Origin of the sequence: Wenzhouxiangella indolica (assembly GCF_042310355.1) — a bacterium.
Classification (GTDB): domain Bacteria; phylum Pseudomonadota; class Gammaproteobacteria; order Xanthomonadales; family Wenzhouxiangellaceae; genus Wenzhouxiangella.
The window spans coordinates 1-13,097 of record NZ_JBHJMR010000019.1 but is presented as its reverse complement, the minus strand read 5'-3'; the positions used below and the strand labels follow the sequence as shown (position 1 = coordinate 13,097).

11 protein-coding genes are annotated in these 13,097 nt (G+C 60.7%); 10 read left to right on the top strand and 1 reads right to left on the bottom strand.

Annotated elements, in window-relative coordinates; genetic code table 11:
- Positions 1 to 75: 75 nt before the first annotated feature.
- The 10 genes from ACDC67_RS14550 to ACDC67_RS14505 all read left to right on the top strand — a co-directional run bounded on the left by ACDC67_RS14550 (position 76) and on the right by ACDC67_RS14505 (position 11,175).
- Entirely contained in the window at positions 76 to 2,043 is a 1,968-nt protein-coding gene (locus ACDC67_RS14550) for a DUF2339 domain-containing protein (RefSeq protein ID WP_376694298.1), read from the top strand.
- Complete coding sequence (locus ACDC67_RS14545) at positions 2,040 to 2,897, top strand: hypothetical protein (protein WP_376694296.1); 858 nt, start codon at positions 2,040 to 2,042, stop codon at positions 2,895 to 2,897. Before ACDC67_RS14550 ends, ACDC67_RS14545 begins: the two co-directional genes overlap by 4 nt.
- A gap of 95 nt (positions 2,898 to 2,992) precedes the next feature.
- Positions 2,993 to 4,918: a hypothetical protein gene (locus ACDC67_RS14540; RefSeq protein WP_376694294.1), complete on the top strand. Its 1,926-nt coding sequence runs from the start codon at positions 2,993 to 2,995 to the stop codon at positions 4,916 to 4,918.
- An 84-nt stretch (positions 4,919 to 5,002) separates the two neighbouring features.
- Positions 5,003 to 5,440, top strand: coding sequence for a pilin (locus ACDC67_RS14535; protein WP_376694292.1), 438 nt, complete (start codon positions 5,003 to 5,005; stop codon positions 5,438 to 5,440).
- 264 nt (positions 5,441 to 5,704) lie between these two features.
- Positions 5,705 to 6,148, top strand: a complete 444-nt coding sequence (locus ACDC67_RS14530; protein ID WP_376694349.1) for a pilin — start codon at positions 5,705 to 5,707, stop codon at positions 6,146 to 6,148.
- A 197-nt stretch (positions 6,149 to 6,345) separates the two neighbouring features.
- Positions 6,346 to 8,064: a type IV-A pilus assembly ATPase PilB gene (gene pilB / locus ACDC67_RS14525; RefSeq protein ID WP_376694347.1), complete on the top strand. Its 1,719-nt coding sequence runs from the start codon at positions 6,346 to 6,348 to the stop codon at positions 8,062 to 8,064.
- A gap of 247 nt (positions 8,065 to 8,311) precedes the next feature.
- Positions 8,312 to 9,535, top strand: coding sequence for a type II secretion system F family protein (locus tag ACDC67_RS14520; RefSeq protein WP_376694290.1), 1,224 nt, complete (start codon positions 8,312 to 8,314; stop codon positions 9,533 to 9,535).
- A gap of 239 nt (positions 9,536 to 9,774) precedes the next feature.
- Positions 9,775 to 10,002 (top strand): BrnT family toxin, encoded by a 228-nt coding sequence (locus tag ACDC67_RS14515; protein ID WP_376694288.1) that lies wholly within the window; start codon positions 9,775 to 9,777, stop codon positions 10,000 to 10,002.
- Positions 10,003 to 10,060: 58 nt separating this feature from the next.
- Entirely contained in the window at positions 10,061 to 10,270 is a 210-nt protein-coding gene (locus ACDC67_RS14510) for a BrnA antitoxin family protein (protein WP_376694287.1), read from the top strand.
- 41 nt (positions 10,271 to 10,311) lie between these two features.
- A complete protein-coding gene (locus tag ACDC67_RS14505) occupies positions 10,312 to 11,175 on the top strand; it encodes a prepilin peptidase (protein ID WP_376694285.1) in 864 nt (287 codons plus the stop codon).
- 413 nt (positions 11,176 to 11,588) lie between these two features.
- Here the strand turns inward: ACDC67_RS14505 and ychF are convergent, their stop codons facing one another.
- Positions 11,589 to 12,680 carry a redox-regulated ATPase YchF gene (gene ychF / locus ACDC67_RS14500; RefSeq protein ID WP_376694283.1) on the bottom strand — a complete coding sequence of 364 codons (1,092 nt, stop codon included), beginning with the start codon at positions 12,678 to 12,680 and terminating at the stop codon, positions 11,589 to 11,591.
- Between the last annotated feature and the right edge of the window lie 417 nt (positions 12,681 to 13,097).

The following is a 13,097-nucleotide window of genomic DNA, read 5'->3' as shown; positions in this document are numbered from 1 at the left end:
TTGAATCTTCGACATGGTGCTGACTGTCGGCTAGAGTAGGTTCAAGTCGAATATAAACTCCGGGAATCAATTCATATGACCCAGATTCAACACGGCGCAGAGGAGACCGCACCTACGCGGCTGCGCCCATTCCTCCCTCATGTTCTGGCAATCATCGCGGCCATTGCCCTAGGCCTGGTTTATGCCCTTGCCGAATCGGGAGGGTGGCATTTCGACGATAGCCCCAACCTTTGGAAACTGGACTTTGTGGATGACTGGTTGAGCGCGGCCCACTTTGTCTTTTCGGGAGGTGCCGGGCCTACCGGCAGACCAATGAGCCTGCTGACATTTGCCCTGCAGGCTCAACACTATCCTGAGAACCCGGGCGCATTCCTTCGGATCAATATCGCCCTGCATGTTGTCAATTTCCTGCTCGTCTATACCGTCCTGAGCCTGCTCGGACGGATGGCCTTTCCCGGGTGCCGGCGAGTCGCCTGGCTGGCCCTGACAGCCGCAGGCCTTTGGGCCTTCAGTCCGCTACTCATGAGCAGCACACTGATGGCTGTACAGCGGATGACGCTACTGTCCGCGACTTTCCTGCTGGCTGGACTGGCGCTTTACCTGAAAGGGCGACAGGTCGCCGCCAGCGATCCGAACGCTGGGTTTCGGCTAATTGCCACTGGCTTGATTGCGGGCACTGTCCTGTCATCGCTCGCAAAAGAGAACGGTGCGTTGCTCCCAACCCTCGCACTCTGCGTGCATTATTTCCTCCTTCGTCCGGCGGGATGGAAAGTCCATCCGCGCTGGCATCGTGCTCACCTGGCGCTCCTATGGGTACCTACCGCGCTCATTCTCGCCTACCTCGCCTGGATCGGCTTGGTCCAGTCGGGCTACGACCATCGAGACTTCACGCTCTGGGAGAGGCTGCTGACGCAGTCAAGGGTACTCTGGGACTACGTCTTTTCGCTGCTGCTGCCGCGAACCGAGGCCGCCACTCCGTTCAGCGACAATTTCCAGCTCTCCACGGGGTTGCTATCCCCCTGGACGACGCTGGTTGCCATCTCGGGCTGGGCCGCGGCCGTCTTTCTGGCAATAGCACTGCGCCGCTGGTCGACGGTTCCATTATTCGGTCTGTGCTGGTTCCTCGCCGGACACCTGGTGGAGTCGACGACACCCGCACTAGAACTCTACTTCGCACATAGAAACTACGCTCCCTCCCTGGGTCTTTGGGTGCTGGTCGCATGGTTCGCTTTTCTGGGCTTGCCTGGCAATGATGCGCGCAAATGGACTAGAGCTGCAGCCGCAGCTTACGGGGCAATGATCACAATCGTGCTGTTCAGTGCCGCGTCGCTTTGGGGCCAGCCACGGCTGGCGTCGGAGATTTGGTTCATACAGAATGAGGACTCAATTCGAGCCGCCCAGTACATAGCCAATGCACACGTCCGGGAGAATGACGAGCTGGTGGCGGACCGCATCATGCGGACTGCCCAAGAGCACCACACTGACGAGACCCAGATCCATTTGCAGCGCTTGAGCTACTGCACGGGCTCAGAGGAAGACTACCGAACTCGTTATCGCAAGGCCCTCGATCACACAAGGGAAAATCCCGAAATCGAGCTCGGAGGCATGGCAGGACTTGATCACCTCGCGCAACTGGCCATCGCCGGTCACTGTCCATTCCTGCATCCCGAAGACATTCGCAAGCTCGTGGAAGCAAGCAGCCCTCAAACAGGCAACCCCCGAGTTACCCGGCTTGCAACTCGACAGCGCCTGGTGACCCAAGCGCGGCTGGAGTTTCACGACGGTCAGGACGATCACGCCGTCACACTTATCGTGCAGGCGCTTCAGACCGACCCCAACCCGTTCCTTCTCAAATCCCTGGGCACCTCCCTGCTCGCTCGTGGCCTGGGGCCGAAGCTGCGCGAACACGAGCATGAGCTGTCGATGGTAAGAATCAGCAAGCCCTTCGGGCAAAGGCTCTGGGATCGAACGCTTGCGGAGCTGACGAACACTCAACCTCAGCAGCGTTCTTCATCGGAGAACATGGGCAACCCCGGCAGGTGAACTTCGTAAACCGACTCAATCATGCGATTGCAGAGTTTGTTACGAGGCCAGAGAACCTCGTACTCAAACCGGCAACCGGCAGCTACAGCACACCGTTTCGTGGAGGGCTGTTCGGCGAACACAAAGCCAGCAAGGTTCAAAAGGCACTTCGGCACAATCCCGGGCCGGTACTGATGCTCGGCTCCAACCCGAACTGCCCATCCTCGATCCGCTTCATCGAGTCCGGTGCAGACGGGCAAGGCGACTGGCCCGGTTTCGTGCGGCAGATGGAATCGGACGAGTTCGGGCACCTGGAGTTCGATCCAGGCGGGAATTCCACCCGTTGGGACCCCTTGCACAATCCGGCCAGCGCTGGGCGCGGCACTTTCGGCTGGCGGTTCTACGCCGATATTCTCGAAGTGTCGCTCGGCACACTCGATTCTGTTGCACTCGCCAACATATATCCCTGGGGCAGCGGCGACTTTGACACGATCAAGAGGAGCATCGAGAACTGTTCCGGCGCTGACAAGAAACTGTACGAAAGAACGATCGAATTCGCACAGTCACAACTGAGCATCATGCTGCGAGCTCTCCAACCGCGCCTGATCGTTGCGCCGAAGAGCCTGGTCAGAAACAGAATTTCCGAGCGGCTTTCCATAGCCCCTAAAAACCTCACGGAGTGCCGCGAAGTCGTGCTTCGGCCTACCAGCGGCAGAACCTTTCGATTATTTGCCGGAACTCTGGAAGGAAATCACCCCTTGCCGGTATTGATCACCAATCACCCGAGTTCATTGCGTTACGTCGCAAAGATTGATCACCCCGCATTGCATACACAGCTCGCAGCAATGGTTTCAAAACACCTCGATGCGCGTTGAGCAGTGGTAGTTGCGGATGCAGCCAAAGACGTGGTGGTTGTGGCATCCTGTGCCCCGGTCGACCCGTGCTGCCAAAAATCGATGTGAATAACACCATGAACAAGCCTCCGTCTCAGCCAGAGAGCCGCTCGCAGTTCGGTTTTCGACAGCTCGCCGCCGCTGGTCTCCTCGTTCTTGCCCTGATGGTCGTCGTCACCTGGCTCTACAGCCCGGGCTGGTCGGGTTCCTGGCAGTTCGACGACTTTGCCAATCTGTCCGGGCTGGAGTACGTGAACGATGCCGTTTCGGCAATTGGTTACGCCACCGAGGGCATCGCCGGCCCTCTCAAACGACCGGTGGCTCTGCTTTCCTTTGCGCCTCAAGCCGAACACTGGCCAGACAGCCCGCGCCCGTTCCTGGTCGTCAACTCGGTCATACACGCCTTCAACGGCATGCTCGTATTCCTGATCGCCACCCTTCTGGGGCGATTCCTGGCGCCGGGCTCTCCCCGAGTTGCCTGGTTCGGTCTTGCCGTGGCCGCGCTCTGGACACTGTCTCCGTTCCTCGCCAGCGCCTCCCTGATGGTCGTTCAGCGAATGACAACCCTGTCTGCAACGTTTCTGTTCGCCGGACTCGCGATCTATCTTCAGGGCCGGTGGATGATGGCCCGAAGGCCACGCGGGGGGCTTTTCCTGGCATTGTCGGGGCTGGGTCTCGGCACCATACTGGCCACGCTCTCCAAGGAGAATGGCGCTCTGCTGCCCAGCCTGGCCCTGGTGTGCGAGTTGCTGATCATGCAGCGCTGTTCCGCCTGCCCCCGGCTCCCTCGACCCTGGCTCCTGCTGGCACTGGTGCTGCCCACTGTGCTGATTGCCGGCTACCTGACAGCCAAGGGATTCATTGACACCGGTTACGAACGCAGGAATTTCGACCTGACCGAGCGCCTGCTCAGCCAGGCCCGGATCCTTTGGAACTATGTTTACCACCTGATTCTCCCCAGAAGTGCGGCCATCACCCCCTATTCAGATGGCTATACTGTATCGCGCAGCCTTTTCGTTCCGCCCTCGACCGCCCTCGCGATTTCGGCACTGGCAGCCACGATAGCTGCCGCCACCGTGCTCGCGAAACGCATGCCGCTGTTTGCCTTTGCTGTGGCGTGGTTCCTGGCCGGCCATTTGGTGGAGTCCACGGTGATTCCTCTGGAACTCTACTTTTCTCACCGCAACTACGTGCCGGCCTTCGGCCTCTACTTTCTCCTCGCCTGTCCCCTGCTGCTTTTGCGCGGCGACACGGCCTGGCATCGAGTTGCCGTGGCTGCAACACTGGTGTACGCAGGGGCTTTGGCAAGCATTCTGTACGCCACCACCAGCCTGTGGGGCCAACCCGACCGGGCAAGCCTGGTGTGGTACCGAGAGAGCCCGGAATCGGTTCGCGCCGCTCAGGCATTGGCCAGCAGCTACCAGCAGGCCGGGCGGCCCGACAACGCCGACAAGATTCTGAGTCAGGCACTCGAGCAACATACCGGCCACCAAATGCTGACCGTGCAGCGTGTGCGTTACTGCCCCGAAGGACAGAGCGACCTGCTTCAGCGGCTAGAAGCCGCAGACCAAGCACTTCGGCCACCAAACACCATTGGCCTTGGGACTGCTATTCAATTGCACCATTTCGTTCTCGCAGGTGGCAGTAGAGGGTGCCCGGAACTGAGCCAGCCACAACTGCTGGAGTTAATCCAGACTGCCTTGGACGAAGCGGTGCGGCACCGTAGCGAAAAAGTGACTGAATACCTGCACCACTCGATGGCCTATGTCGCGCAAAGCAACGGTGACTACCGGGCCATGCGGATTCACCTGGCCGAGTCCCTTCGACTTCACCGCGACCCCCAAACAGTCATTCTCATCGCCTTTTCGATGGTGCTAGAGGGACAAATGGCGGAGGCGAGACAGTACCTGAAAGCGCGGCTGAAAGATCCGCCCGGCGGAATCATCCAGCGAAGGGTCTGGCAGTCAGAGCTGTCCGACTACCTCGAGGACTTGGGCGACTGAAACCGTTGGCGGGCTCACACAACAGTTGAAAAGGTACGGATACTGCAAGCAGATAGCTTAGACAGCGCGCTCAAGAGACAGCCCATGCAACCCACACGACACGACGGCTTCACCCTGATAGAACTGATGATCGTGGTGGCCATTCTGGCCATCCTGATGGCCTTGGCCGTACCCGCCTACCAAGACTACACCATTCGCGCCCAGGTCTCGGAAGGCATGTCGCTGGCGGAGGGCGCCAAAGCGGCCGTGTGGGACTACTGGTCCAACGAAGGGACGTTCCCCGCCGACAACGATGCGGCGGGGCTGGAGGAACCGGCCGACATTAAGGGCGAATACGTCAGCGAGCTCAGAATCGACAATGGCGAGATCCAGATTACTTTCGGGGCCACGAATGCGAATGCGGCGATCTCCGGCGATACACTGATCCTCAGTCCAGTCGGAGCGGCTACGGATGCGTCCATGAACTGGAACTGTGACGCGGGCAGCATTTCCAGCCGTTACCTGCCAAGCCGCTGCCGCTAGCCCAATCCGAGCGACTGACACTATTTGTCAGAGGTGACAAAAAACGTCACATTCGGCTCGGCCGCACTCGGCTCCGAAGCACCAAACCCCATTCATTGGAGGGTGAGCAACAATGCAGAGCGAGACCGACCCATGGGGAATCGCGGATCTGGCACGGATAGTGCATGATTAAGCTTGAAGGGGAACTTTGTCGCGCCCCCAGGGCAAAACCAATGTTCGCTTGAACATGACCGTTAAAACCGAAAGGAGCAACACATGAACACCATGCGCAAACAATCGGGCTTCACGCTGATCGAACTGATGATCGTGGTGGCCATTCTCGCCATCCTGATGGCCATTGCCATTCCTGCGTATCAGGATTACACGATCCGTGCTCAGGTATCTGAAGGCATGAATTTGACCGGCGGCGCAAGAACCGCTGTGGCGGAATACTGGACGGATACCGGCAGCTGGCCTGGCGACAATACCGAAGCCGGAATCGCATCACCTGCCAGCGATATTTCTGGCGAATACGTTTCGCAGGTCCAGGTAACGGCTGAAGGTACTATCCAAGCCACCTTTAATACCGGCAACGAAAACGCCGCCATCCAGAATGGCATTCTTGAGCTGTCACCCACCAGCTCGGGCGGAAGTGTCTCATGGGCGTGTTCACCAACTGACACCGCCACTGACATTGATGAGAAGTACCTGCCCGCTCGTTGCCGCTAATAGTTAGCCGCTAGAGCAGACAACTGATAGCGTAAATGCCCCGCACTGCGGGGCATTTTTCGTCCCGGCCGTCACACATTCCCCTGCACTACTAGCGACCTAACCCAATCTGGCCGCACGAACGACCCGAATTCTTTTTGCAAAATCAACTCCCGGGCGCTAGCATCTGAGGCAGATTCAAGGAGATTGAGCTCATGCTGGCGCAACCCGCAACCGTCATGCGACTGCCCTCGCTCGGCCGCAAGCTGGTCGATGCGGGGCTGGTGACCGAGGGCAAGGCGCTCGAGATTGCCAATAAGGCCAATGAGAAGGGCCGCACCTTTACCAGCCACATCGTGCGCGAGAAGGCGGTGGACGCCATGGGTTTTGCCCACGTGGCGGCCGAGGACTTCGGCATGCCGCTGGTCGACCTGGCCGCGGTCAACCTCAAGCACGCGCCGATGGACGAGGTCAGCGAGGAGCTGCTGCGCAAGCACCTGATCGTACCCGTTCTCAAGCGCGGCAAGCGGCTGTTCGTGGTGGCGGCCGACCCCGGCAACAAGGCCGGCATCGACGAGCTTTCCTTCTCCACCGGGCTGGCCGTGGAAGCCATCTTGGCGCCCTACAGCGCCATCGAACCGGCGCTGGATCGCGCCCTGGCCGGCTCGGCCCAGGCCTTCAACGACCTGACCGAGGACGAGGACGATCTCGACAACCTCAAGTTCGACGCCGGCGAGGAGAAGAAGGAAGACAACGACGCGGCCGCGGGTGCGGACGACGCCCCGGTGGTGCGCTTTGTCAACAAGGTGCTGGTCGACGCCATTCGCAAGGGCGCTTCCGACATTCACTTCGAGCCCTACGAGGAAGACTACCGGGTCCGCTTCCGCGTCGACGGCGTGTTGGTAACCCAAGTGCGCCCGCCCAAGCGCATGGCGCCCCGGCTCTCGGCGCGCCTTAAAGTCATGGCCAACCTGGATATTGCCGAGCGCCGGATTCCGCAGGACGGGCGCATCAAGCTCAATGTATCCAAGGGGCAGGCCTACGATTTTCGTGTCTCCACCTGCCCGACGCTTTGGGGCGAGAAGATCGTGCTGCGTATTCTCGACTCCTCCGGCGCCTTCCTGGGCCCGGAGAAGCTGGGTTTCGAGGAAAAGCAGAAGGACGACTACCTGTCGGCCATTTCCAAGCCCTACGGCATGGTGCTGGTCACCGGCCCCACCGGCTCGGGTAAGACGGTCACCCTGTATACGGCCCTGGGCATCCTCAACGACGAGGGGCGCAATATCTCGACCGTCGAGGACCCGGTCGAAATCCGCATGAAGGGCGTCAACCAGGTGCAGCAGAACGTCAAGCAGGGGCTGACCTTCGCCGCCGCGCTCAGATCCTTCCTGCGACAGGATCCGGACATCATCATGGTCGGGGAAATCCGCGACCTGGAAACGGCCGAGATCGCCATCAAGGCCGCCCAGACGGGTCACCTGGTGCTGTCGACCCTGCATACCAACGACGCGCCCGCCTCCGTGGCCCGACTGGCCAATATGGGCGTGCCGACCTACAACATCGTCTCGACCGTTCACCTGGTGCTGGCCCAGCGCCTGGCGCGAACCCTGCACTCGTGCAAGAAGCCCGAGGAAGTGCCGGATGAGGCGCTGCTGAAGGTCGGATTCGACGAAGAAGAAGTCGCAGAGGGCATCAAGATTTACCAGGCCGGCGGCTGCGACCAGTGCACCGGCGGCTACAAGGGCCGCTCCGGCGTGTTCCAGGTGATGCCGATCTCCGAGGCGATGGAACAGATCATTCTCGAGGGCGGCGGCGCGCTGCAGCTCGAGAAGCAGGCGGCGAAGGACGGCGTGACCGACCTCCGCCGGGCCGCACTCAACAAGGTCAAGGACGGCAAGATCAGCCTGGCGGAGATGAACCGGGTGACGAAGGATTGACCAACGGAGAGGTCGTCGGCACGATTCTTTCAAGTCGAGTTCGGCAGCAGCGGCACGTCGCCCGTGGCGAACGCGACCGCGAACTGAGTCACAAGATTTCGGGGTAGGGACGACGATCGTTCGGGGGAGCATTGGGGGCGTCCTTGCAATTGGCGTGGTTTCTGCGCAAAATCACGACGATAGGGACAACTGTGCAGGCCGGACACGAACTCCGGCCAATACCAGCAGGATGCAGGAGCGGCACTAGATGGCGACCACCACGCAGGATCAGATGCAAACCTTCCAGTGGGAGGGCAAGGACAAGCGCGGCAAGAAAATCAAGGGCGAGCGTCTCGGCCGCAACGAGATGATCGTCAAGGCCGAGTTGCGTCAGCAGGGAATCGTCCCGGGCCGGGTCAAACGCAAGCCCAAGCCCCTGTTCGGCAACAGCGGCAAGCGAATCAAGCCCAAGGACATCGCCATCTTCACCCGCCAGTTGGCGACGATGCTCTACTCGGGCATCCCCCTCGTGCAGGCATTCGGGATCATTTCCCAGGCCGCCGAGAACCCGCGATTGAAGAAGCTGATCGACACCATTCGGAACGATGTCGAGTCCGGCAACACGCTGGCCGAAGCGCTGGCCAAGCACCGTGATTACTTCGACGACCTGTACGTCAACCTGGTCACTGCCGGCGAGTCGGCGGGTGTGCTCGACCAGGTGCTCGACTCGATTGCCGGCTACAAGGAGCGGATCGAGTCGATCAAGGGCAAGATCAAGAAGGCCATGTTCTACCCCGCCGCCGTCGTCGCCGTGGCCATTGGCGTGACCGCCTTGCTGCTGATCGTGGTGATCCCGCAGTTCGAGGAGATGTTCCAGAGCTTTGGTGCCGACCTGCCCGCATTCACGCGCATGGTCGTGAGTGCATCGGAGTTCATGCAGTCCAAGGGCTGGATCGTTCTGCTAGTGGGCATTGCTGCCATCGTCGGCGCCATCCAGGCACGAAAGCGCAGCCCCAAGGTCGGTCATTTTGTCGACCGCGTATCGCTGAAGCTGCCGGTTGTCGGCCCCGTGCTGGAAAAATCCGCACTGTCACGCTTTGCCAGCACCCTGTCCACGACCTTTGCGGCGGGTGTGCCGCTGGTCGAGGCGCTGCAGACCGTGGCGGGCGCGACCGGCAATATCGTCTACGAACAAGCCACGATGCAGATTCGAGAAGACGTTGCCACGGGCCACTCCCTGCAGTTGGCCATGCAGCAGACCGGGCTGTTTCCTCCGATGATGATCCAGATGACAGCCATCGGCGAAGAGGCCGGTTCCCTGGACGCCATGCTTGACAAGGTAGCGGCCTTCTACGAGGAAGAGGTCAACAATACGGTCGACGCCCTCTCCAGCCTGCTCGAGCCGATCATCATTGTCTTCATCGGCGTTGTCGTCGGCGGCATGGTCGTGGCCATGTATCTGCCGATCTTCCAGATGGCGGCGGTGATGTAGAAGGAAGGTTTCAGGTTTCAGGTTTCAGGTTTCAGGTTTCAGGTTTCAGGGGTTGGAGCATTGAGATGAATTTTGGTTTCGTGCCCTTGAGCCTGGACAGCATGGGGAGTGGAATTGGATTTTCTTGACGCATTGAATGCACTGCATCCGGCGGTCCTGGCGGCCGCCGTTTTCGTTTTCGGGCACTTGCCGATTGGGCCTCGCTTGACAGTATTTACATAATACATACAATGTAATTTATGAGCCGTCTCGCCTTCGAATGGGATCAACGCAAGGCGGCGGCGAACCGCCAGAAGCACGGGGTTTCGTTCTCCGAAGCCAAAACTGCTTTTTCGGACGAGTTCGGGCGGCTGATAGCAGACCCGGATCACTCTGACGAGGAGGATCGATTCGTTCTCCTGGGAGCGAGCATCCATTCTCGGCTGCTGGTTGTATGCCATTGCGTCAGAGACGGTGACACGATTTGAATCATCTCCGCCCGTAAGGCGAACAAGCGAGAGCGTAAGATTTATCAAGGATACAGACATGCGTGACAATTACGATTTTTCGGAGTCCGTAGATAACCCCTATGCGAGGAAGCTCAAGAAGCAGGTCACGATAAGACTTGACGAGGACACCGTCGCTTACTTCAAGAAACTCGCAGAAAAGAAGGATCTGCCCTATCAGAGCCTTATCAATCTCTATCTACGGGACTGCGCGCAGTCACATAAAGAGCCCAAGATCGAGTGGCGGTAACCTAATGATTTACAACCGGTTTTTGCAGAGGGAAGATTCAAGTGGAATTTCTTGATAGCTTGAATGCATTGCCCCCGGCGGTCCTTGCGGCCGCCGTTTTTGTGTTGGGGCTGTTGGTGGGTAGTTTTCTCAACGTGGTGATCCTGCGCTTGCCGGCGCGGCTGTTTCACGACTGGCGCTGTCAGTGCCGGGAGTTGCTGGAAATCGACCAGGCCGAGTCGGCGCCGCCGGGGCTGGTGGTTCAGCGCTCGCACTGCCCGAAATGCCGGGAGACGATCGCCTGGTACGACAATGTTCCAGTTGTCAGCTGGCTGGTGTTGGGGCGCAAGTGCCGGCACTGTGGCGAGCCGATTTCCTGGCGTTATCCGTTGGTGGAGCTGGTCACGGCCGTTTTGTCCGCGGCCGTTGTTGTGCATTTCGGGGCCACGCCCGAGGCGGCAGCCGCGCTGGTGTTCACCTGGGCGCTGATCGCCGCGACGGGCATCGACTTCGATCACCAGCTGCTGCCCGACCAGATCACCCTGCCCTTGCTGTGGCTGGGGCTGGGGCTGAACCTGTGGTTCGGGCTGTTCGCCAGCCTGGAGGACGCCGTCATCGGCGCGATTGCCGGTTACCTGGCGCTTTGGTCGGTGTTCCACCTGTTCAAGCTGCTGACCGGCAAGGAGGGCATGGGCTTCGGCGATTTCAAACTGCTCGCTGCCCTGGGCGCCTGGATGGGTTGGCAGGTGTTGCCGGTGGTGATCCTGCTGGCGTCCTTCGTCGGCGCCGTGGCGGGGATTGCGCTGATGATTGCCACCCGGCGCGGCAAGGAGGTGCCGATCGCGTTCGGGCCCTACCTGGCGGCGGCGGGGTGGATTGCTTTGATTTGGGGGGAGGGGATTCTGGATTACTGGCTTTATATGTAACCGGTTTCCGGTTTCAGGGTTCCGGGTTTCGGGTTTGGGAGTCGGATTCTTGGGGTGTGTGGAGACGTGGCGCGGCGTGGCTTTCTTCGGCGTGTGGCTGATGCGTTGCGCTTCGCTCCACGCATCCTACGGATGGCCCGGGCGTGCCTGCGGGGGCGGGTGTTGGGCGAGTCAGTGCGTAGGATGTGTGGAGGCCGGCAGGCCGTAACGCATCGGCGGCGTTGGGGCGGGGAATGATGCGTGGTGGCGTTGCCGGCGGGGGCCGGGTTTCGGGCGGATCGGGCGGATCGGGCGTAGGATGTGTGGAGGCCGCCAGGCCGTAACGCATCAGCGGCGTTGGGGCGGGGATGATGCGTTGCGGCTTTGCCTCCACGCATCCTACGGTTGCCCTTGGGTGCCGGGCGTTGGCTTGATCAGACGTTGAACCGGAAGTGCATCACGTCGCCCTCGGCGACAATGTAATCCTTTCCTTCCAGCCTCAGTTTGCCGGCGGCCTTGGCGCCGGACTCGCCGTTGCAGGCGATGTAGTCGTCGAAGGCGGTGACTTCGGCGCGGATGAAGCCTTTTTCGAAGTCGGTGTGGATGCGCCCGGCGGCCTGCGGGGCCGAGGAGCCCTTCTTGACGGTCCAGGCGCGTACTTCCTTGGGCCCGGCGGTGAAGAAGGTGAGCAGGTCCAGCAGGGTGTAGCCGGTGCGGATCAGGCGGTGCAGGCCCGGCTCGTCCTGGCCCAGATCGGCGAGGAATTCGGCCTGTTCGTCTTCATCGAGCTCGGCCAGTTCGGCTTCCATGGCGGCGCACAGCACGACCACTTCGGCGTTCTCGGCCGCGGCGTGTTCGCGCACGGCGCGGACGAGTTCGTTGTCCTCGGCCGCGTTGTCGTCGACGTTGGCGACGTAGAGCACCGGCTTGCGGGTGATGAACTGCCAGGTTCTGAGCGTCTTGCGCTCTTCGTCGTCCATCTCGAAGGTGCGCAGGGGGCTGCCCTCGCCCAGGTGGGCAACGACGCGCTCGAGCAGGCCCGCCTGGCGGATGGCTTCCTTGTCGCCGGACTTGGCCTGGCGACCGATCTTGTAGAGCGCGTTCTCGGCCACGTCCAGGTCGGCCAGGCACAGCTCGGTGTCGATGGTCTGGATGTCGGAAACCGGATCGACGCGGCCGGCGACGTGGGTGACGTCGTCGTCTTCGAAGCAGCGCACGATATGGGCGATGGCGTCGGTCTCACGGATGTGGGCCAGGAACTTGTTGCCCAGCCCCTCACCCTTGGAGGCGCCGGCGACCAGGCCGGCAATGTCGACGAACTGCATCATCGTCGGGATGACCTTCTCGGGCTTGACGATGGCCGCGAGCTGGTCGAGGCGCGGGTCGGGCACGGGCACCATGCCGACGTTGGGCTCGATGGTGCAGAACGGGTAGTTCTCGGCCTGGATGCCGGCCTTGGTCAGGCAGTTGAAGAGGGTCGACTTGCCCACGTTGGGGAGGCCGACGATGCCGCATTTAAATCCCATTGGGGGCTCCGATGAACATTTCAGGGGCGGAAAGGTGGGCGGTTTCTTGACCGGCGGTGGGCCGGGACTCGGGACTCGGGACCCGGGACTCGCGATTCAGGCAGCGCATTTTGAAGACCATGACTTTACTCGGTTGGTTGTTTGGCTCGTCGGTTTTGGCGCCGTTGGTCGTAGGATGCGTGGAGCGTTAGCGCAACGCATCGGCTCCCGGTTGGTTTGGCTGATGCGTTACGGCTTCGCCTCCACGCATCCTACGATGACATTCTTCTTTGCCGAATGACCGGCTCGGCGTACCCGGTCGTAGGATGCGTGGAGCGGTAGCGCAACGCATCGGCTCCCGGTTGGTTTGGCTGATGCGTTACGGCTTCGCCTCCACGCATCCTACGATGACATTCTTCTTTGCCGAATGACCGGCTC

Bases quoted from the DNA above. Each gene is read 5' to 3' on its own strand.
- ACDC67_RS14550 (WP_376694298.1), top strand. From the start codon at position 76: ATGACCCAGATTCAACACGGCGCAGAGGAGACCGCACCTACGCGGCTG.
- ACDC67_RS14535 (WP_376694292.1), top strand. From the start codon at position 5,003: ATGCAACCCACACGACACGACGGCTTCACCCTGATAGAACTGATGATC.
- ACDC67_RS14515 (WP_376694288.1), top strand. From the start codon at position 9,775: ATGAGCCGTCTCGCCTTCGAATGGGATCAACGCAAGGCGGCGGCGAAC.
- ACDC67_RS14510 (WP_376694287.1), top strand. From the start codon at position 10,061: ATGCGTGACAATTACGATTTTTCGGAGTCCGTAGATAACCCCTATGCG.
- ACDC67_RS14530 (WP_376694349.1), top strand. From the start codon at position 5,705: ATGCGCAAACAATCGGGCTTCACGCTGATCGAACTGATGATCGTGGTG.
- ACDC67_RS14540 (WP_376694294.1), top strand. From the start codon at position 2,993: ATGAACAAGCCTCCGTCTCAGCCAGAGAGCCGCTCGCAGTTCGGTTTT.
- ychF (WP_376694283.1), bottom strand. From the start codon at position 12,680: ATGGGATTTAAATGCGGCATCGTCGGCCTCCCCAACGTGGGCAAGTCG.
- ACDC67_RS14520 (WP_376694290.1), top strand. From the start codon at position 8,312: ATGGCGACCACCACGCAGGATCAGATGCAAACCTTCCAGTGGGAGGGC.